The organism is Maricurvus nonylphenolicus (genome assembly GCF_042854845.1).
GTDB classification, from domain to species: Bacteria; Pseudomonadota; Gammaproteobacteria; order Pseudomonadales; family Cellvibrionaceae; genus Maricurvus; species Maricurvus nonylphenolicus.
In genome coordinates, this window is sequence record NZ_AP031498.1 from 859,064 (window position 1) to 879,200 (window position 20,137).

A 20,137-nucleotide genomic window follows, 5' to 3' on the forward strand; every position below is an offset into this window, starting at 1 on the left:
CCTGCACAGGCAGGGGTTTTTTGTTTTAGCCGCCAGGTACTTTGAAAGGACGCTCATCTGCTTTAAAGGGCGCTTCATTTTCGGTTAGCGCTGCTTTAAAACCGGACGTCATTGCTGTTTGTACAAACTTCTGCATGATCGGTGCAACGTGGGCAACCGTATCCAGTGTGTTGGCGGTCTCTCGGGCTTGATTGAGGCCCATGGATTCATAGGCGCGGTTAATCGCCATCTTATTGGTGGCCATCATAGTTGGATCAATCAGGGTAAAACGTTTGGCCAGTTTGAGTACCTGTGCTTCCAGTTCTTCTTCGGGCACAGACATGGCAACCAGTCCTAGTTGCTCAGCTTCTTTACCGCTTACCGGATCACCGCTTAACAATAAAATTTTCGACCACTGAGGACCAATTTTATAGGGGTACATGTGGTTAAAGGAAAGCCCCAGGCGTCTTACTTGCGGTTGCTGAATAATGGCGTTATCCGCTGCAATAATCACATCACATTGGCCGGCAATATCATTGCCGCCGGCCACACAGTAGCCATGAACCTGGGCAATCACCGGTTTGGTCAGATTCCAGGCTGTTGCGGTAGCGCCCCACATGCGGTCGAGGTTCTTTTTGTCATCGATAAAAGGGGCTGCGTCGGCGGCGTCTTCTGGCGCATAGTTGCCGTTGCCTCCGGCGGCATCATAACCGGCACAAAAGCCAGGGCCTGCACCTTTGACAATGACGGCACGCACATTCGGGTCATCTTCGGCAGTTTTCAGCGCGTGAACGTATTCGGATAAGAGGGCCTCACTTAAGGCATTAAGTTGTTTGGGCCTGTTTAGGGTGATGGTGGCGATTTTGTCGGTAATGTCCAACAGGATAAAGTCATAGGCCATGGTCAGCAGTTCCTCAGTTGCTTTCTTTTACAGTGAGATCAATGGTTGATCGCACAAAGTAAAAAAATTAAAGGATTGCCATGGGGGAGGCTATGACTTGGGTGGTCATAGATCAATAGTGATCTACAGGTCTCTATGCTAGGAGTTTATTAGGTGTCACCTTCAATTTCATGGCGGCACAGGCAGGGGTGGTCCAGCGTATGGTCTACAAGTGATGACAGGTCTGTTTTATGGTCCCTGGGAAACATTTTGTTCATCAGTAGCAGAGGCTCCATACCATTTTCTACGGGCCCCAGGGAGGTCACGGAATTACACATGTGGTAAAACTGTTGCAGCTTGCCTTCAACCTCAAAATAAATAGGAAAGCTCATCTGGGGTTCGAAAGCCGCTGCTTTTTCTGGCCAGTTTTCAGGGAACTGGTACTTCTCCGCCATGCGATCAACCCAATCGTCAAGGATTGCGTCATTTTTTATCAGGGCTTCTTGTTTTAGGGTCAGTGAAAGGCCGGTCATCAGGGTTTCCCGTTCGGCTTCATTTTCCCGGCCGACGATGCCTCCCATAATCGCTTCAAAATACTCACTAACAAAGATGTCCCCCGAGATATCCAGCTTGTCGTGGAAGAGCCCCAACCAGCTTTTATTGAACATCAAAATGCCATTGGTGCCATCCGTTAACATAGCCGGGAAGGGATCCAGGGCATCCAGATTCATGGCCAGGGTCTTGCGCAGCCAGCGGTATTTCTGGTCTCGAAATTCGGCGCCCAGATTCTCGGGAATATAGCCTGCGGCGATTAACAGGTTGGCGGTATCACGCTTTTTAAGGCCAAAAAAATTGGCGATCTTGAGAACCACCTCCCTGCTGGGATGTACCCGCGCCGTTTCCAGGCGGCTTATATGACGGGTGGAAGAGTCCAGCTCCAGTGCTAGCTCCTCCTGGCTCAACCTGAAGGTCGTGCGCCAGAATCTAACCAGTCTGCCCAGGGCGGTTGGAAGAAATTGTTGGGGGCGATTCATTGTTATTTTATACGGGCTCGTAGGTGTTGATACTTATAGCCAAACGTTCAGTGTAATCGATGTATCCTATATAAAATAAGATAACAGATTCCTGTGTTTTTAAAAGAATAAGCTGGATGGTGTGGCTAATATATAGACCTTTTTGACCTGTTGTGACCATTTGGTCATGCAGGTGCTGTAAGGGAGGGAGATTGGTAGAGATCTTGAGGAGAGCGGGATATGACCTTCCCGGTCATGGAGATTATCGGGCCAATCCTTAAGGTTCTAAAGCATTGCGGGTCTTATCGGGCTAGCGCTGAATAAATAATACATTTTGTAAACAGTAGATACTGAGAGAAAGCGATGAGCAAAGAAGAATTGGATATTGTGTTAACGATGCTAGATGAGGTTCGCGGTGGCGATCTCAGCCAAAAACCACTGTGGCAGCAGCGTGGTGAAATGGATCTGGCAGGGCTGACGCTACCTATGCCCGAAGAGCCTGTGGATATTACCCAATTTCGTGCCTACGGTGTGCCTGGACTAAAGTTCACCCCGGAAGGAGGCGCAACAGATAAGGCGTTGCTTTATATGCACGGTGGCGGATATGTGATTGGTTCTGCTGCCTCGCATCGCCATTTTGTTGCCAGGCTGGCGGTGGATGCCGGTATTACCGCCTGGTCGATTGATTACCGTTTGGCCCCGGAATGGGCCTATCCCGCCCCGGTAGAAGATGCCGTTGCAGCTTACCGCTATCTGCTGGAGCAGGGTTTTACGGCAGACAATATTGTTGTCTCCGGGGACAGTGCCGGCGGTGGTTTGGCAGCCGCGTTACTGGTGGCTTTAAAGCATGAAGGCTTGCCGCAGCCTGCAGGTGCCATGTTGTTATCCCCGTGGACTGATTTAACCCAGTCGGGTGAATCCTATGAAACACGGGCAGAGATTGATCCGCTGGTGAAAAAGGTGGATCTGGATGAGATGGCCGCGACCTATGTTCAGGGTGGCGACTTAACCGCTGATACAGCCTCACCGCTGTTTGCAGATCTCTCGGATCTGGCGCCACTCTATATTCAAGTGGGTGATGCCGAGACCATGTTGTCCGATAGTCTGCGCTTTGCAGAGAAGGCCAAAGCCGCAGGTGTTGAGGTGAAGCTCGATCAGTACCCGGACATGATTCATATCTGGCCGTATTTCTGGCCGCTGTTGTCAGAAGCGCGTGAAGCCTGTGACAAACTCAGTGCCTTCTGTAAAGAGAAGTTAGGCTAAGCCGCTTCATGATAGAAACTCCTTTATAGCAACTCCTTATAGAAAAACTTGGCCGGAGCTTTGAATTGAACTTTTCACGATGTACCTTGCCATTGCAGCGCATTTTGTTAGGGCTCCAGGCCATTCAATTCTTCTATCTATCTTTTAGCTATTTGAATGGCACCTATGTCAATCAGTTCGATATGCTTGAAAGACTTTTTAAGGGGGAGCTGGCGCAGATCTGTACGACCACCGGTTGTTGGCAATCCCTTACCCCGTTTGTCGGCTCTTTGTATGGCTCTGTCGCGATCCTGTGTGTATTGGCGCTGTTTTTCCGTGCGGGCAGAGAATTGCGCTTGGTGATAATCAATATTGCCTCGGTACAAATTGTTATGGCGACGGTTAGGTTGGCGATAGTGCCTGCTGATTTTTACCCTGACGGGATGCAGTGGCAGCTAAGTCTCACCCAGTTTGTTATTGGCGCGCTGCTGTTACTGGCGGCAGCGCTGCCCTATCCACAGTCCAAAGAAAAGGCCGTATTACGCTAATAACAATCTTCCATTTTTAGACCTTCACGGTCATGGTTTTATAGCGTTGTTTCTCTATAGTCGAGCCTATTAATACAAATAATGGCTGGACTATTTGAGGTGAGAGCAATGCAAACGCCAGTACAGATGATGGAACATTGGGCAGCAACATTTCCCAAGCAAACGTTTTTACGCCAATCCACTGGCGATGACTGGATTGAATACAGCTGGGAGACTGTGGCAGATCGGGCTCGCCGGGTGGCGACCGATATTGCAAAAATGAATTTCCCGGCTGGATCAAATATTGCAATTTGGTCGAGCAACAGCGCCGATTGGTTTGTTGTGGATTTGGCGATTATGCTCTCCGGGCATGTGAGCGTGCCTATTTACCCCGCCCAGGATTTGGAAACCGCTGCTTATATCCTTGAACACAGTGAAACAAAATTATTGTTTGTAGGTGCTTTTGATAAAGCAGAAGAACTTCACAGCATTTTGCCAGAACATATGGTCACGATTGCGATGCGTGGTGCGTCCATAACCTGTGATGCTGAGTTGGAAGGTATCATCGTTGATACACCGCCCAAGAATGACTTTGCTCCACGATCGATGGACGAGGTATGCACGATTTTATACTCCTCGGGAACGACCGGTGTACCTAAAGGGGTAATGCATACCTTCCACTCTATAGCGCAGACCGTGGCTTTGGCAAACAATTGTTATGGGCGGACGCCCCATGCCAAAGAAGGTGATGAGCGCGAAAAAATTATTTCCTATCTGCCCTTATCCCATGTAGCTGAACGCGCGTTGGTAGAAATGGCAGGGCTCTACCTAAATTCACACATTTCCATTTCCGCTAGCTTGGCCAATTTCACCAGCGAGATCCGAGATGTAAAACCCACTTTTTTTGGCGCTGTACCCAGAATCTGGCACAAGTTCAAAGAAGGTGTTGAAGCCGGGCTTCAGGCAATGGACAAACAGATTGAAACTGATGCTGACCGTGCTGCTGTACGTGAATGGCTGGGGCTGGATCAAACTCGTTTAGCGATGACAGGCTCGGCACCAATATCGCCAGCGGTACACCGCTGGTATGCAGATATTGGCCTGCACTTACGTGAAAGTTACAGTATGACGGAAACCTTTGCGCTAGGTGCTTATTGGGACCGCAATGAGGCTAATATTCCCGGCTGTGTTGGCCGTCCTGCTGGGGGGATATCCCTAAAGCTGTCAGAGGACGGTGAGATTCATTTTAAGACCCCGGGGCTGATGAAGGGGTATTATAAAAATGAAGAGCAAACTGCCCGCGTGATAAAAGATGGCTGGTATGCCACCGGTGATCTTGGACGTATCGATGAAGACGGAAATCTTTGGGTGACCGGTCGCACCGGTAGTGTGTTCAAAACCAGTAAAGGCAAGTTTGTTAATCCGGAGCGACTTGAGCGAGAATTACAAAAGATTGTTTTGGTTGAGCAGGCCGTTGTATTTGGCCATGGCTTGGCACAACCGGTCGCCGTCGTGAGTGTGGCTGAGTCTGCGGCAGACAAAACTGATGCCGAGTTGAATGCCTATTTCGCCGAGGCGCTGGATGCGGTGAATAATGAGCTACCCGCGCATGAAAAAATAACCGCATTGCTTGTGGTGAGAGATGTCTGGAGCAGTGATGGTGGGCAGTTAACCCCAACTCTGAAGATCAAGCGTAAAGTGCTTGAGACCCAGTACAGCGCTAAACTGGGTGAGGATGCCATTGGGGTTATCATTGGCGGATAATCGCGTATTAATAATCTGGTAAAGGATGTTGAATGTCTGATCTTATTAAGCCCTTTCGTATTAACGTCCCGCAAACTGAGCTGGATGAACTGCAGCAGCGATTGGCTCTTACCCGTTGGACGACTGAGCAAACGGAGGAATCGCCCTGGCAGCAGGGCGTACCGCTAGAGCGTGCTAAGGCGCTGGTGGACTATTGGCAAACTCAGTATTCATGGCGTCGCTGCGAGGAGGCGCTGAACCGTTTCGACAATTTTGTCTATACCGCCGATGATGTGGATATTCACTTTATTCATGTGCGTTCTCGTCATACCTCAGCAAGGCCCTTGCTGTTGACCCATGGCTGGCCTGGATCGATTCTGGAGTTTACCGACATCATTGATCGTTTAATAAACCCGCAAGATCATGGTGGTAGCGCAGAGGATGCTTTCCATTTAGTGATACCGTCTCTGCCGGGTTTTGGTTTTTCTGGCAAGCCTGCAACGGCCGGATGGAATGTAGAAAAAATTGCGCGTACCTGGGGCGACATCATGTTGGCTCTGGGTTATCAGGCGTATGTGGCTCAGGGTGGTGATTGGGGTTCTGCCGTTACTCTATCCATGGCGAGCCAGAAGCTTGAGGGGCTACAGGGTATACACCTCAACCTGGTGATCGCCATGCCAAATCCGGGTGAGGAATTGACTCCCGAGGAGCAGGCCGCACTGATTCCGGCCATGCAGTATATAAAAGACGGTAACGGTTATGCGGTCATTCAAACGACGCGACCACAGACCATTGGTTATAGTTTGTCTGACTCACCTGTTGGGCTGGCGACCTGGATCTATGAGAAGTTTCAAAACTGGAGTGACTGTGGTGGTGATCCCGAATCGATCTTTAGCAAAGACAGATTGCTGGATAATATCAGCCTGTACTGGTTGACCAACTCAGGGCATTCTTCCGCCAGATTATACTGGGAGAGTTTTAATAAATCCTTTGCCGGTGTGACAACCGATTTACCGGTGGGTGTCACCGTTTATCCAAAAGATGTATCAACCCCTTGCGAGAAATGGGTAGCGCGTTTATACCCGAATCTGATTTATTTCAATAGCCCGACCGAGGGTGGACATTTCCCGGCAATGGAGCAACCGCAAGGGTTTGTTGAAGAGCTCCGTAAAACGTTTGCCAAACTAAAATTGGGTTAAGATTCGTTTTTGCGGATCTCGTGGGTATAGAGGCAGGGGTGATCAAACTCGTGCGCTGTTAACATGGAGAGATCGCGATCAATATCTTTAGGGAACAGTTTCATAATTACCAGGGAGGGTTCAGTGCCGTTTTCTACAGGCCCCAGTGAGGTGATGGCATTACACACATGGTAGAACTCATGTTTTTCGCCATCGATTACAAACGAGATGGGGACGCTCATGCGTGGCTCAAACTGCGCAGCTTTTTGAGGCCAGTTTTTCGGTAAGCCATGGCGTTTTTCCAGCCGACCGATCATGGTTTCCAGTACGGGTGCTTGATTGATTAAGGCTTCCTGTTTGAGGCTTAAACAGAAGGCGCAGAGGATATTTTCTCTGTCGTTCTCATTAGCGCCAGCGGCTATGGCATCAATAACGGCTTCCAGGTAGGTGCTGGCATAGAGGTTACCGCTTAAATCAAAGTGATCTTGAAAGAGTCCGAGCCAACTCTTATTGCACATCAGGATGTTGTTATCGCGGTCCGTCAGCATGGCGGGATAGGGATCCAGTGATTTGAAATTGATCGCCATGGTTTTCCGCAGCCAGCGGTATTCCGGCGCACGGAAGTCAGCATCAACAATTTCAGGAATGTAACCCGCCGCAATCAACAGATTAGCGGCATCGCGTTTCTTGAGGTTAAAAAATTGGGCGATACTGAGTACGACTTCGCGGCTGGGGTGTACCTTACCCGTTTCCAGGCGGCTGATATGACGTGTTGAAGATTGTAATTGCAGGGCCAACTCTTCCTGGCTGAGGGCGAAGGTTTTACGCCAGAATCTCACCAGTCTGCCCAGGGACGTTGGCGGTGCCTTACGGGGTTGGCTCATAGACGATCTCTCTCAGTCGGCATTATTCTCATTGCGGCATAAAAGCCGGTGCCTTATAGCAATAATACTAACCAATTTTCCCCATTTTAGGAAACCGGATTGGCCTCAAAATTTGACCTTCGGGGTTATGGTTCTGCCCCCTTGAAATCTCTAGCATAGAGTCATTACTACGCCTTTATCACCCGGTGTTTAGTCGCCGGGTAGATTCATATTTGTCATATAAGACTTGTCACATTCCCCCTTAGCAAAGAGGTTTGGAGCCATGGGACAGATGAAAAAACTCTCTGGAAAACTACTGGTTGCCAATCGTGGTGAAATCGCCACGCGTATTTTTCGCACGGCGGCCGAGCTTGAGCTGCCAACCGTAGCGGTCTTCTCCAGCGATGATGCCAGCAGCCTGCACACCCGCAAGGCGGATGAGGCTTATCAGTTACCAGGGCGCGGTGTGGCGGCGTATTTGGATGTCGAAGCCATTATAAACGCCGCCAAGGCAACCGGGGCGACCATGATTCACCCCGGCTACGGTTTCCTGTCAGAAAATCCTGAGCTGCCACTCGCCTGTAAAGCGAATGACATTATATTTGTCGGCCCCAGCGCTGAGGCTATTTCCCTGTTTGGTGATAAACATCGGGCGCGCACCTTGGCCGAAGAGCAGGGGGTTCCTGTGATTCCTGGTACGTCTGCGCCTACCAGCCTGGAAGAGGCCAGGCATTTTCTGGCGCAGCAGGGCGATGCGGCTGGCATTATGGTTAAGGCCGTAGCCGGTGGTGGCGGCCGGGGTATCAGGCCGGTAACCAGCGCCTCTGAATTGGACGAAGCCTTTACTCGTGCGGCCTCGGAAGCTGAGTCCGGTTTTGGTAATGGTGACCTTTTTGTCGAAAAAATGATTACCGATGCCCGTCATATCGAAGTACAGATATTGGGTGATGGCAGTGAGGTTTCCCATTTGTGGGAGCGGGATTGCTCGTTGCAGCGTCGTCGGCAAAAACTGCTGGAGTTGGCTCCAGCACCCTATCTAAATGAAACCGTTCGACAGAACATTTTAGATGCGGCTATGCGCCTGGTGCAGGCGGTAGGTTATCAAAACCTGGGCACTGTTGAATTTCTGTTGGATCGCAACAGCGATGCATTTTACTTTATTGAAGTGAATCCACGGATTCAGGTTGAGCATACGGTTACCGAAGAGATCACCGGTCTGGATTTGGTGGAATTGCAATTGCGCCTGGCGCAGGGATTTACGCTGGCTGATCTGGAGCTAACCACCGCGCAGATTCCTGAGCCCCGTGGTACTGCCATGCAGTTACGCATTAATACAGAAAAATTATCTGAAACCGGTGAGACTAAACCAGCCTCTGGGCTGTTAAATGCTTTTGATATGCCGGCTGGGCGGGGGATTCGTGTCGATAGCTATGCCTACACGGGCTATCGTACTAACCCTTCATTTGATCCTCTGTTGGCTAAATTGATTGTTCATTCAAGCTCAAGGCATCTGGAGGATGTGTTGCACAAAGGTTACCGTGCTTTGTGCGAATGTCATATTGCCGGTGTCTCGACCAACCTCGGTTTGTTGCAGGCGTTGGTTCAACATCCTGTTTTATCACAAGGGCCGTTTAATACCGACTTTGTCAGTCACCATACCGGCGAGTTGATTACTGCGGCCACAGAGTCTCACCCGCAGTTGTATTTCGATATGGCAGATACCGATGTTGCACCAAGTACAAGTGCTGCCAAAAATACTGTTGTCTTGCCTGAAGGTCACCAAGGCGTGTATTCGCCCTATCAGGGCACCGTGGTATCGGTTGATGTCTCTGCTGGTGAGGTGATTACAGCGGGCCAGCAATTGGCGGTATTGGAAGCCATGAAAATGGAGCATGTGATTACCGCCAAAGCCGGAGGTCTGGTCACTGAGCTGTTTATTACGCCAGGCGATATTTTGGATGAATCACAATTATTACTGGCGATTGAAACTGATGGCGATGTGACACTCGACGAGCTGGAGCAGCAACAAGAGGTTGTTGATCTGGATGCGATTCGCCCGGACCTGGCGGAAATTCTCGAACGTAAAGCCAAAACACTGGATGAAAACCGTCCCGAGGCCGTGGCGAAAAGACGCAAGCGCAACCAGCGCACCGCACGGGAAAATCTCAGCGACCTGATCGACGAAGGTAGTTTTGTTGAATATGGGGCCTTAACCCTGGCTGCACAGCGTCGACGCCGTAGTATTGAGGATCTGGTCGAGCGCAGCCCGGCTGACGGTATTATTACCGGTGTGGCACAAATTAATGGTGATCTGTTTGATGCGCCAGACAATCGTGCTGCGGTGATGACCTACGACTTTACCGTCTTTGCCGGTACCCAAGGCGTTCACAATCACTGGAAAACTGATCGCCTGATTGATATCGCTGAGCAGGGCCGCATGCCGATGGTGGTATTTGCCGAAGGTGGTGGCGGGCGTCCGGGTGATGACGATTACGAAGGGTTCCCAGGTATTGATACCTTTAATCACTTTAGTCGTCTTTCTGCATTGGTGCCGATTGTCAGCATTGTCTCTGGCCGTTGTTTTGCGGGCAATGCCGCCCTGCTGGGACTCAGTGATGTCATCATCGCCACCCAGTATTCCAATATCGGCATGGGTGGCCCAGCTATGGTAGAAGGCGGTGGTTTGGGTGTTGTATCTGCCGATGAAATTGGCCCCTCAGAGATTCAGGCCAGTAATGGCGTGATTGATATTCTGGTTGAGGATGAAGCGGAAGCCGTAGCGGTGGCGAAAAAATACCTGTCGTATTTTCAGGGTACCGTTAAAGATTGGAAGGCACCGGATCAACGCGCAATGCGCACACTGGTGCCGGAAAATCGTCTGCGGGTGTATGAAGTGCGTCGTGTGATTGAAACCCTGGCGGATGAGGATTCCATGCTGGAACTGCGCGCCGGGTTTGGACGCAACATGGTGACGGCACTGATTCGTATTGAAGGTCGCCCTGTTGGTGTGATTGCCAATGACCCTAAACATATGGGCGGTGCCATCGACAGTGATGCCGCCGATAAAGCTGCACGCTTTATGCAACTCTGTGACAGCTTTGATATTCCCCTGCTTAACTTCTGTGACACGCCGGGCATCATGGTCGGCCCTGAGGTCGAGAAAACTGCACTGGTTCGTCACGCCGCGCGCATGTTTTTGGCGGGCAGTAACCTGTCAGTGCCACTGTTTACTGTGGCGTTGCGTAAAGCCTATGGCTTAGGTGCTGGCGGCATGGCCGGTGGTGATATTAAAGCGCCGGTGTTTGCTGTGTCCTGGCCCACAGGAGAGTTTGGTGCGATGGGATTGGAAGGGCAGATTCGCCTTGGTTACAAAGCGGAACTGGAAGCCGTCGAGGATCCACAAGAACGCAAGCAGTTGTTTGATGACATGGTGGCTATGGCGTATCAAACCGGTAAGGCTCTTGTGGGAGCGACGCGCTTTGATATTGATGATGTGATTGATCCGGCAGATACCCGTTTTTGGCTGTCAAATATTTTGGCCTCTATGCGCCCACCCGCACCGCGTGACGGCAAAAAACGTCCCATGATTGATTCCTGGTAAATGTCTGTTGTAAACGTTGATGTGCGATCATGAAGAGGTTATGGCGATGTCCGTAAAAAATATTCCCGATAATACGCCGGTGTTGGTGGCGTCCGGTCAGGTGGTGGTACGTAACGTCACTTCACCGCAACAGGTCAGGTCACCGGTGCAGTTAGCCGCTGATGCGGTTATGGCTGCCTTGGAAACCAGTGGTTGCTCGGCCTTGGGGGAGGCAGTGGATACGCTGGTGATGACGCGTATGGCCATCGACTCTTTTAGTTTATTGGAGCATCCCTTTGGCAGTAGCAGTAAACCGCCTGTAAGTGTTGCTGCGCTATCGGATTTATCGCCGCAGCAGGCGATCTACAGTCGCGAGGGTGGACAGAGTCCGCAGCGATTGATCAATGAATTTTCGGCATCGATCCGTGCCGGCGAGCATCAGTGTGTGGTGTTGTGTGGTGGCGAAGCCACCGGGGCGATGAAGCAAGCCTTAAAGCACGGTTGGCAACTGGATTGGCACGATGAGCCCTACGGTGAGATGCTGGATTGTGGTGCCCAGGAAATTATGAATGACCTGGAATTGCAGCACCACATTACTTTTCCGCCCCAGGTTTATGCGTTATTTGAAAATGCCTGGCGGCATAAACAAGGATTATCTGTTGCAGAACACCGACAGCTCATCGGTCGATTATTCTCTCGCTTTAGTGACATCGCTGCAGCGAATCCCTATGCACAGTTTCCTACGGCCTTAACATCGGAATTTATTGCCAATGCCTCGGCTGATAATTTTCTGATGAACGAGCCTTACCATAAATGGATGGTAGCCCAGGATGCTGTTAATCAGGGCGCGGCGGTTATCATGATGTCGGTGGGCAAAGCGCGAGAACTCAATATTCCTGAATTTCAATGGGTATTTATTCACGGGCACGGCGATGCGGATGATACCTTTGTGTCGCAACGGGAAAGCCTCGATGCGTCCTGGTCGATGAAGACTGCGTGTCAGCAAGCATTGCAGATGGCTGATATATCTGCACAGCAAATCTCGCAGTTTGATCTCTACAGTTGTTTCCCTGTCGCTGTACTAGCGGCCTGTGATGCGTTGGATATCCCTTGGGATGCTCAGCAAGATTTGACGGTGACAGGTGGCTTGCCGTTTTTCGGCGGTGCGGGAAATAACTACAGCATGCACGCCATTGCGCAAATGTATCATAACTTGCTTGCCTCGCCCGATGAGTTCGGTTTGGTGTTAGCCAATGGTGGATATCTGACAAAGGCATCGGTAGGAATTTATTCAGTACGTCCTTGTACAAAGTCGTTACCTGCTACTAAACCTTGTGCTAAAGAGTGTAGTGAACGCGAAGTTTTATTCCCTTTTGAAGGGCAAGCAGTGATAGAAAGTTACAGCTTAGTGTATAAGCGCGATATCCCGACACAAGGATTAATTGTTGGTCGAGATAAAATTTTCGGTCGTCGTGTGTTGGCAAAAATGCCAGACGGGGACCAGTCTGCCGCAAAATTTTTAATGTCAGATGAACCTATTGGCAAAGAAGTGTCTGTGCGTACGCATGCAAGCGGCTGTGAATTTTTTGCTGTATAAAAAATAAGGTGATTTTATGACTTTGACGGTCATGGATTAATCACCGCTTAATCATTAACTTCTTCGATAAGGTGTTTGTTCCTCAGATTACAGAATGCAAACACCTTCAGTCTAACAATAATGTTCGGAGAGTTATGAAAATGAATACCTGTCGTTACGGTCAGTTCGATTTCAAGAAAAAAGTATTGTCAGCTGCGGTCTCCATTTCTGCACTGACATCACCAATGGTTTATGCCGAGGATGGCGCTTCATTTGCGCTGGAAGAGGTCATTGTTACGGCGCAAAAAAGAGCGCAAAGTTTGCAAGAAGTACCTATTTCTGTTTCTGCCGTTACGGGAGAAAAACTCAGTGATGCAGGTATAGAAAACCTGCAGGACCTATCATCCTATGTACCTAACCTTCGCGTTATTGATGGCGCCTTGTCACCTCAGTTGTTTATTCGCGGTATTGGCTCCGGTTCTAACCAAGGTTTTGAACAATCTGTGGGTACCTATTCCGACGGTGTTTATGCTGGCCGTAGTTTGCAATCACGAGCAGCATTTATGGATCTTGAGCGTGTAGAGGTACTGCGTGGACCCCAGAGTGTTCTGTTTGGCCAAAGTTCAGTAGCCGGTGCGGTAAGTTTAGTGAGCGCCAAACCTACCGATGAGTTCGAGGCTATGGTAGGCCTGTCCTACACCCCTGAAGTGGGTGGTACCGAAGCCAATGCGTTTGTATCAGGCTCATTGGCTGAAGATCTTCGTGCCCGATTGGCAGTTCGTGATCGTCGTGAAGATGGCTTTATGGATAACAAAATCCGTGATGAAGATGCCCCAGAACTTGATGAACAGGCTGCACGTCTTTCTCTGGCTTGGGACATCGGTGATGTTGCCGTAAATTTCAAAACCGAAGTTACGCGCTTTGAACGTATTGGTCGTACCTTAGCGATAACGGATTTGGGGGCGTACCCTACTTTAACTGCGATAGGCACACACGGTCCATTGCAACAGACCTCAACCGATGTTGGCTATGATCTGTGGAGTGATACCAAGAATGTACTGGAATTTGACAGCGATGGTTACGTACTCAGCCTGGAATATGATCTTGACGGCCATACCCTAACCTCGATCTCTGCGTACAATGAATACGAGTACCGCGATAAGGACTTCGATGGTGATGAATCCGAAGTCGATCTTATTGTATTGAATATGGCGGAAGATTTTGAACAGTTCAGTCAGGAGTTTCGCTTAACCTCTCCTGGTGGTGAAACAGTGGATTACATTGTAGGTATGTTTTATCAAACTTCCGAGCAAGAATATCAGGAAGATGCTGTATTAACCGTATCATCCATTGGTCTTGATGTACTGACCAATCCTACGTTTCCTGTGGGCTTGCTCGACTTCTCTTCCAATCGGGATTTCTCGCAAGAGTCCGAAACCATCGCTGCCTTTGGCCAAATGACCTGGAATATTTCCGAAGAACTTCGCCTGGATCTTGGGCTGCGTTATACCCGTGATGAAAAAGACGGCGAGCGCGTTCAGGTTTCCTATTCTGAGTATGTGCCCGGTGCTTTATTAAGTGATGTGCCTGTGGGTGGCGGTCTGTTCCTCTCGGATGTTGCTGCTGATGGATTTAACTCTGCCGATCATAATCTGAAAGATGATTACAGCCAAGAAAACTGGACGCCGAGTTTGAGTCTGCAATATGACCTCAACGAAGACATTATGGTTTATGCCAATTACTCCGAGGGTTACAAAGCTGCGGGTTTTGATGCGCGCGGTATTAATGGTTGGACAACTGCTACAGCCTTGCCGGGTAAATCGGCTACGCAATTAGGTGGCGAGAGTTTCTTCTTTGATCAGGAAGAGGCGGAAACCATTGAGATTGGCGCTAAAATGTATTTGATGGATGGTGCTGCTGAATTAAACGTAGCGCTATATCACACTGAGTACACCGATATGCAAGTGAGTGTATTTGATGGCACCTTTGGTTATGTTGTACAAAATGCCGGTGAGGCCCGTGTGCAAGGTTTGGAACTGGACGGACGCTGGAGGGCGACGGAGAGCCTGACCTTATCCGGTAGCCTGGGTTACCTGGATTTTGAGTGGACCGATTATCAAGCGGCTGCCTGTAATGGTGCTGGTAGTCTGCCTGCAAGTCCGGTTTCGTCTGGTAACTGTGACTACACCGGTAAGGAAAATGTTGCGACTCCAGAATGGACGGTGAATATCAGTGCTAATCATGTCACTTACGTAGGTGATGGTTTGGAGCTGCGTTCAACGCTGGATGCCAACTTTAAGGACAATCATTATACATCGGCTGATTTGGACCCACGTACTGAGTTACCGGGTATGACTCTGATTAATGGTCGCATTGCATTAGCGGCAAGTGATGACAGTTGGCAAGTGGCACTGATTGGTAAAAACCTGACCGACCGTGAATACTACACATCTGCCGGCGCCTTGAGTCAGTCTCAAGGCGGTACCTATGTGAATATGGCGCGACCACGTACTATCACTCTGGAAGGCCAGTATCGCTTTTAAGTGCTTCGGTACCTCTTGATATTCTTTCGAGAGGTACTTTAATTAGAGTGCTATATCACAGGCAATAAAAAAGGGCCCGGTTGTATCAGCCGGGCCCTTTTCTTTTTCAGAAGCATATTATTCTTCAGGCATACCTGGAATTTTAAACGGACGCGGTGAGGCGTTAAACGGTGCTTCGTTCTCAGCCAGCGCGGCTTTTAAGCCATCCTGAATAGCGGTAGTGGCAAACTGTTGCATGATCGGTGCAGCGTGGGCAACTGTGTCCAAGGAGTTGGCTGTATCTCTGGCCTGATTAACGCCCATGGCCTCATAGACTCTGTTAATAGCCAGTTTATTGGTGGTCATCATGGTTTGATCAACCAGCGCCAGGCGTTCGGCTAAGGCCATGACCTTTGCTTCCAGTTCATCTTCTGGTACCGCCATAGCGACAATGCCCAGTTGTTCCGCTTCGACGCCAGAAATCGGGTCGCCGGTCAGCAGTAAAATCTTGGCCCATTGGGGGCCACATTTGTAAGGGTACATATGATTGAACGTCAGGCCCAGTCGGCGCACCTGAGGCTGCTGAATAATGGCGTTGTCAGCGGCAATGATGATATCGCACTGGCCCGCAATATCGTTACCACCGGCAACACAATGACCGTGAACCTGAGCGATAACCGGTTTGGTTAGGTTCCAGGCTGTGGTGCTGGCGCCCCACATCATATCCAGTGATTTTTTATCCTCAATAAACGGATGATTATTTTTGGGATTGTTAGGGTCGTAGCTGCCACCTTGATCGAGGGCATCGTAACCGGCACAAAAGCCACGCCCTGCGCCTTTTACTACCACGACTTTAACATTGCCATCATCCTCGGCGGTTTTTAATGCGTCCACATATTCGCTTAGCAGGGTTTTGTTTAGCGCGTTCATCTGCTTCGGGCGATTAAGGGTAATGACAGCGATACTGCCTTGGGTTTCATAAATAATGGCTTCGTAGCTCATGGTCTTTCCTCCTTCTTTTACCCCTCCCAAGATAGGGAATCTACAGGGGGCTAACCATGACCTCAGAGGTCCATTTTTAAAGGCCCAAATATGACCTTGCCGGTTATTGTTTGCGAGGGGGCAATAGGAAAGAATTTCTACCGTAAACCGAGAAAATTATCTGGAGAATCACAATGAGTGAGAATGCATTAAAAAGTGAAAAAGCCTTAAAGGCTATCGATACTTGGGTGAACATCGACCATAAATGGGACGAGATCCCCAGTTGGCTCGTGGACGTGCAAAAGGATTACTTCAATATCTCAGAATTGATGTCTCACATCACCATGGACGACATGCTGCGCTTAATGGATGATGCCGGTGTAGAAAAATCTGTGCTGACTATCTATGGCCACAAGCAGCCTGAATCAACGCTGGAATATGTTCGTCAACATCCTGATCGTTTTGCCCTGTCGGTTGATGTAAATCCCAGCGGTTTGATGAAAGAAGTGTGGAAGCTGGAAGAGCTGGTCGATAAATACCCGGTTGTGATGGCACGTGTGGTTCCGTTTGCGCTCGATAATCCAATCCCGCCAAGTCATCCGCACTATTATCCACTCTATGCCAAGTGTATAGAGCTGGATCTGCCGATTGCGATCAACACTGGTATTTGTGGCCCGGTTCGCCCGAGTGATGCGCAAAATCCGATGCACCTGGACCAGGTGTGCTACGAATTCCCGGACTTGAAAGTATGTATGGCACACGGTGCTGATCCCTGGTGGGATGTTGCGATCAGACTGATGCTGAAATACAAGAACCTTCGCTTGATGACTTCAGCCTACTCACCGAAGTACTTACCCAAGCAGCTGATTCACTTTATGAATACCCGCGGTAAAGACAAGATTATCTTTGCTTCTGATTTCCCGCTGTTGCAGCCTAAACCGATTATCGAGCAGGCACAGAATATAGGTTTGAGTGAAGAGTCGCTGGAAAACTATCTGTTCAATAACGCTGAAAATTTCTTTTTCAGTAAACGTAACCCGCGCAAGTAAGTTTAGAGGTAATCATGTCAGCTCCCATTCTTAATGAACGCGATTTGGACTTTATGCTCTACGAGTTGTTTGATGTAGAGAGTATGACCAGTCGTCCCCGGTTTGCCGATCACAATCGGGAAACTTTCAGTGGCGCTGTGACAACAGCAAAAACCATTGCAGAAAAAGTATTTCTGCCTATGCGGGCTAAGGCTGACAGAATTGAGCCAACCTTTGATGGCGAGAAAGTTGAACTGATCCCTGAGTTGAAAACAGCACTGGATGCTGTTGTGGAATCCGGACTGGCATCGGCTGGTGCCGACTATGAGATGGGGGGAATGCAGCTGCCCTATGTGGTTGAATGTGCCGCGACCTCCTATTTAAGTGCGGCCGGTGGCACCACCATCAATTACACCTGTATGACCACCTCCAATGCCAACCTGATTGAGGCTCACGGTACTCAGGAGCAAATTGATAAGTGGGTAGTCCCCATGCGTGAGGGCCGCTTTGCCGGCACCATGGCGATGACCGAACCTTCAGCGGGGTCTGGCCTGGCGGACTTAACCACATCAGCGGTGAAAGAAAGCGATGGTAGCTACCGTATTACCGGTAATAAAATCTTTACCTCCGGTGGCGATCACGAGCTAAATGAAAATATCGTTCATCTGGTACTCGCCCGAGTGAAAGATGCTCCCAAAGGTATTAAAGGCATTTCTCTATTTATCGTGCCTAAATTCCTGGTCAACGACGATGGCTCTTTGGGGGATCGTAATGATGTCGCCTTGGCGGGTGTATTCCATAAAATGGGCGGTCGCGCGCAAACCACAACCGCCTTGAGCTTCGGTGAAAACGATGGCGCTATGGGTTATCTGGTCGGTGAAGAAAACCGTGGCTTGAGTTACATGTTCCATATGATGAATGAAGCACGCATCATGGCCGGTATCTCGTCGTCTATTCTGGGTTTAACCGCATTTCAGTATTCGCTTGATTATGCCAAAGAGCGTCCGCAGGGACGCCTGCTGTCGGAGAAGGATCCTCTGTCTGCACCGGTAAACATTATTCAACACCCGGATGTTCGCAGAATGCTGTTGTTGCAGAAAGCGTATGCAGAAGGGGCCATGGCGTTAAGTTTGTTCGGTGCCAAGCTGGTAGATGATGAAGCGACTGCAGAAACCGAAGAACAGAAACAGGCGGCAAAAACCTTGCTGGATTTTCTGACGCCTATCATTAAAGCCTGGCCAGCGGAGTATTGCCTAAAAGCCAATAAACACGCGATACAGGTGTTGGGTGGACATGGCTATATCAATGAGCACCCGGTGGAATTCTTCTACCGTGAAAATCGAGCCAACTCGATTCACGAGGGGACTACCGGTATTCAGTCACTCGACTTGTTGGGGCGCAAGGTGCCTTACAATGGTTTTGCCGGTTATCAGGCTTGTCTTGATGAAATTACCAAGACCATTGAGTTCGCCAAAGATATCGATAGCCTGCGCGACTATGCTGATGAGCTGTCTAACGCCCTGGCGACGTTAAAGAAAACCACAGAAACCGTATTGACGGCGACGCAAAGTATGAGTGTGGATGCCGCTTTCTGTAACTCTGTGAAGTATCTGGAAATGTTTGGCCACATCGTGATTGCCTGGTTATGGCTTAAACAGGGGGTGGTGGCAGAGGCTGCGTTGGCTGATGGTGCTCATGAGGAAGACGAGAAGTTCTATCGTGGCAAGTTGCATACCTTGAAGTATTTCTATGGCCATGAGCTGCCAGAAGTCTACCGCTGGGCAGATATTCTTACCCGCTTGGATACGGTTAACTATGATATGCAGCCAGATTGGTTCTAACGCTAATTGTTAACTCGATGCTGATAGATAATTTAGGTATCCCCGTTGTGATATCTCTCTCTAGGGGATACCTCTTTTTGATTTAAATTTAACTCTTAGGTTTAGGCATTAGAGTGATAGAACTGATTACGGCCGTTTGCTTTGGCCTTGTATAAGTTATTGTCGGCAAGACACATTATTTGATCTATCGTCTTGCAGTTGTTGCTGGATATGGCAATACCAATCGAGACGCTGATGTTGAAAGAGGTTCCTCTATAAGAGACTGTATTTTCTTCTGTAGTCGATCGCAGGCGTTCGGCAATTTGAATAGACGTGCTCTTGTCTGTTCCAGGTAATAGGATGGCAAACTCTTCGCCGCCCAGCCGACCCACTAAATCATGTTCGCGCAATTGCTGGCGAATACCCTTCGAAAAATGTTCTAGGGCTTTGTCTCCACCAGCATGGCCATACTGGTCATTAATCTTTTTAAAATAATCCAAATCAATCATTAACAAAGCGCAAGTGATGTCTTCTCGATGACATCGGCTCAGTTCGCGTTCGGCTTGTTGGTAGAAATGCCGACGGGTATAGGTTTGGGTGAGTGAGTCCGTCGTCGCTAAGGTAAATAATTCTTCGCTTTTTTTCTTTATCTCGAATTCATACTTTTTCTTATCGGTAATATCCGAGCAGTACATAAAAATATGCTGGTCTTCGACTAACTGCTCTGTGACTAAAACCCAGCGGCCATCTTTTAGATCAGTTTCGAAAGCCCGAAAGCATTGGCTGCGACGCTTTTGATTGGCATCTATAATCCATTGTTCAATATCATCCGTTTCAATATTGATACCACCAGGTGCAGCGTGGCAGTGGCGGATAATCTCATCGAAGTATTTGTTGAGAGCTTTCTCTATGGGCAGCCCGAAGAGTCTTGCCAGGTTTTCATTACAAAATACCAGCATATCTTTGTCATCAAATACGCCCAGGCAGTCGTCTGTCAAGTTGATGCCCTGGAAGATAATCTTCTGGATATGTTCTTGAGGAATTGGCGACATCGAATTGTACTGCATTACCAGATAACTGGATTAAGTATAACCAATTGTCCAGGCTAGCGTTGGCAGGTGTAGCTATATAGCTCTTTCTTATTAAAAATTATTTTTTTATGGTTTGGTGTGACGCTTAAGGTGGCGATACTGAAGCATCATCTA

At 49.1% G+C, this 20,137-nt stretch carries 14 protein-coding genes; 9 read left to right on the forward strand and 5 right to left on the reverse strand.

Annotated elements, in window-relative coordinates:
• Positions 1-25 precede the first annotated feature (25 nt).
• Positions 26-880: an enoyl-CoA hydratase-related protein gene (locus ACGHZ6_RS03615; RefSeq protein ID WP_390617433.1), complete on the reverse strand. Its 855-nt coding sequence runs from the start codon at positions 878-880 to the stop codon at positions 26-28.
• 149 nt (positions 881-1,029) lie between these two features.
• The gene (locus ACGHZ6_RS03620; RefSeq protein ID WP_390617434.1) at positions 1,030-1,893 is read right to left on the reverse strand and encodes a helix-turn-helix domain-containing protein; all 864 of its coding nucleotides are present in this window, start codon (positions 1,891-1,893) and stop codon (positions 1,030-1,032) included.
• A 342-nt stretch (positions 1,894-2,235) separates the two neighbouring features.
• Here ACGHZ6_RS03620 and ACGHZ6_RS03625 point away from each other — a divergent pair, with 342 nt between their 5' ends.
• From ACGHZ6_RS03625 to ACGHZ6_RS03640, 4 genes are all read left to right on the forward strand, one after another.
• Positions 2,236-3,135 (forward strand): alpha/beta hydrolase, encoded by a 900-nt coding sequence (locus tag ACGHZ6_RS03625; RefSeq protein ID WP_390617435.1) that lies wholly within the window; start codon positions 2,236-2,238, stop codon positions 3,133-3,135.
• 65 nt (positions 3,136-3,200) lie between these two features.
• Complete coding sequence (locus tag ACGHZ6_RS03630; RefSeq protein WP_390617436.1) at positions 3,201-3,662, forward strand: hypothetical protein; 462 nt, start codon at positions 3,201-3,203, stop codon at positions 3,660-3,662.
• Between the two features lie 108 nt (positions 3,663-3,770).
• Complete coding sequence (locus ACGHZ6_RS03635) at positions 3,771-5,405, forward strand: AMP-binding protein (RefSeq protein ID WP_390617437.1); 1,635 nt, start codon at positions 3,771-3,773, stop codon at positions 5,403-5,405.
• Between the two features lie 32 nt (positions 5,406-5,437).
• Positions 5,438-6,583: an epoxide hydrolase family protein gene (locus ACGHZ6_RS03640; RefSeq protein WP_390617438.1), complete on the forward strand. Its 1,146-nt coding sequence runs from the start codon at positions 5,438-5,440 to the stop codon at positions 6,581-6,583.
• Here the strand turns inward: ACGHZ6_RS03640 and ACGHZ6_RS03645 are convergent.
• On the reverse strand, positions 6,580-7,446 hold the full coding sequence (locus ACGHZ6_RS03645) for a helix-turn-helix domain-containing protein (protein ID WP_390617439.1): 867 nt from the start codon (positions 7,444-7,446) through the stop codon (positions 6,580-6,582). The two genes, ACGHZ6_RS03640 and ACGHZ6_RS03645, sit on opposite strands and share 4 nt — an antisense overlap.
• A 262-nt stretch (positions 7,447-7,708) precedes the next feature.
• Here ACGHZ6_RS03645 and ACGHZ6_RS03650 point away from each other — a divergent pair, with 262 nt between their 5' ends.
• The 3 genes from ACGHZ6_RS03650 (at position 7,709) to ACGHZ6_RS03660 (ending at position 15,124) form a co-directional block, all read left to right on the forward strand.
• Positions 7,709-11,026, forward strand: a complete 3,318-nt coding sequence (locus tag ACGHZ6_RS03650; protein ID WP_390617440.1) for a carboxyl transferase domain-containing protein — start codon at positions 7,709-7,711, stop codon at positions 11,024-11,026.
• A gap of 46 nt (positions 11,027-11,072) precedes the next feature.
• Positions 11,073-12,602 (forward strand): hypothetical protein, encoded by a 1,530-nt coding sequence (locus ACGHZ6_RS03655; protein ID WP_390617441.1) that lies wholly within the window; start codon positions 11,073-11,075, stop codon positions 12,600-12,602.
• 140 nt (positions 12,603-12,742) lie between these two features.
• Positions 12,743-15,124, forward strand: a complete 2,382-nt coding sequence (locus tag ACGHZ6_RS03660; RefSeq protein WP_390617442.1) for a TonB-dependent receptor — start codon at positions 12,743-12,745, stop codon at positions 15,122-15,124.
• 117 nt (positions 15,125-15,241) lie between these two features.
• Here the strand turns inward: ACGHZ6_RS03660 and ACGHZ6_RS03665 are convergent, their stop codons facing one another.
• Positions 15,242-16,105: an enoyl-CoA hydratase-related protein gene (locus tag ACGHZ6_RS03665; RefSeq protein WP_390617443.1), complete on the reverse strand. Its 864-nt coding sequence runs from the start codon at positions 16,103-16,105 to the stop codon at positions 15,242-15,244.
• A gap of 173 nt (positions 16,106-16,278) precedes the next feature.
• Between ACGHZ6_RS03665 and ACGHZ6_RS03670 the strand changes: the two genes are divergently transcribed.
• On the forward strand, positions 16,279-17,133 hold the full coding sequence (locus tag ACGHZ6_RS03670) for an amidohydrolase family protein (protein ID WP_390617444.1): 855 nt from the start codon (positions 16,279-16,281) through the stop codon (positions 17,131-17,133).
• Positions 17,134-17,147: 14 nt separating this feature from the next.
• Complete coding sequence (locus tag ACGHZ6_RS03675; RefSeq protein ID WP_390617445.1) at positions 17,148-18,953, forward strand: acyl-CoA dehydrogenase; 1,806 nt, start codon at positions 17,148-17,150, stop codon at positions 18,951-18,953.
• Between the two features lie 101 nt (positions 18,954-19,054).
• On the opposite strand, the gene ACGHZ6_RS03680 is transcribed toward ACGHZ6_RS03675, so the two are convergent.
• Complete coding sequence (locus ACGHZ6_RS03680; protein WP_390617446.1) at positions 19,055-19,999, reverse strand: diguanylate cyclase; 945 nt, start codon at positions 19,997-19,999, stop codon at positions 19,055-19,057.
• Between the last annotated feature and the right edge of the window lie 138 nt (positions 20,000-20,137).

What these genes read in the sequence shown, in the direction of transcription:
- ACGHZ6_RS03615 (WP_390617433.1), bottom strand. Translation starts at nt 880, where the DNA reads ATGGCCTATGACTTTATCCTGTTGGACATTACCGACAAAATCGCCACC.
- ACGHZ6_RS03620 (WP_390617434.1), bottom strand. Translation starts at nt 1,893, where the DNA reads ATGAATCGCCCCCAACAATTTCTTCCAACCGCCCTGGGCAGACTGGTT.
- ACGHZ6_RS03625 (WP_390617435.1), top strand. Translation starts at nt 2,236, where the DNA reads ATGAGCAAAGAAGAATTGGATATTGTGTTAACGATGCTAGATGAGGTT.
- ACGHZ6_RS03635 (WP_390617437.1), top strand. Translation starts at nt 3,771, where the DNA reads ATGCAAACGCCAGTACAGATGATGGAACATTGGGCAGCAACATTTCCC.
- ACGHZ6_RS03640 (WP_390617438.1), top strand. Translation starts at nt 5,438, where the DNA reads ATGTCTGATCTTATTAAGCCCTTTCGTATTAACGTCCCGCAAACTGAG.
- ACGHZ6_RS03645 (WP_390617439.1), bottom strand. Translation starts at nt 7,446, where the DNA reads ATGAGCCAACCCCGTAAGGCACCGCCAACGTCCCTGGGCAGACTGGTG.
- ACGHZ6_RS03650 (WP_390617440.1), top strand. Translation starts at nt 7,709, where the DNA reads ATGGGACAGATGAAAAAACTCTCTGGAAAACTACTGGTTGCCAATCGT.
- ACGHZ6_RS03655 (WP_390617441.1), top strand. Translation starts at nt 11,073, where the DNA reads ATGTCCGTAAAAAATATTCCCGATAATACGCCGGTGTTGGTGGCGTCC.
- ACGHZ6_RS03660 (WP_390617442.1), top strand. Translation starts at nt 12,743, where the DNA reads ATGAATACCTGTCGTTACGGTCAGTTCGATTTCAAGAAAAAAGTATTG.
- ACGHZ6_RS03665 (WP_390617443.1), bottom strand. Translation starts at nt 16,105, where the DNA reads ATGAGCTACGAAGCCATTATTTATGAAACCCAAGGCAGTATCGCTGTC.
- ACGHZ6_RS03670 (WP_390617444.1), top strand. Translation starts at nt 16,279, where the DNA reads ATGAGTGAGAATGCATTAAAAAGTGAAAAAGCCTTAAAGGCTATCGAT.
- ACGHZ6_RS03675 (WP_390617445.1), top strand. Translation starts at nt 17,148, where the DNA reads ATGTCAGCTCCCATTCTTAATGAACGCGATTTGGACTTTATGCTCTAC.
- ACGHZ6_RS03680 (WP_390617446.1), bottom strand. Translation starts at nt 19,999, where the DNA reads ATGCAGTACAATTCGATGTCGCCAATTCCTCAAGAACATATCCAGAAG.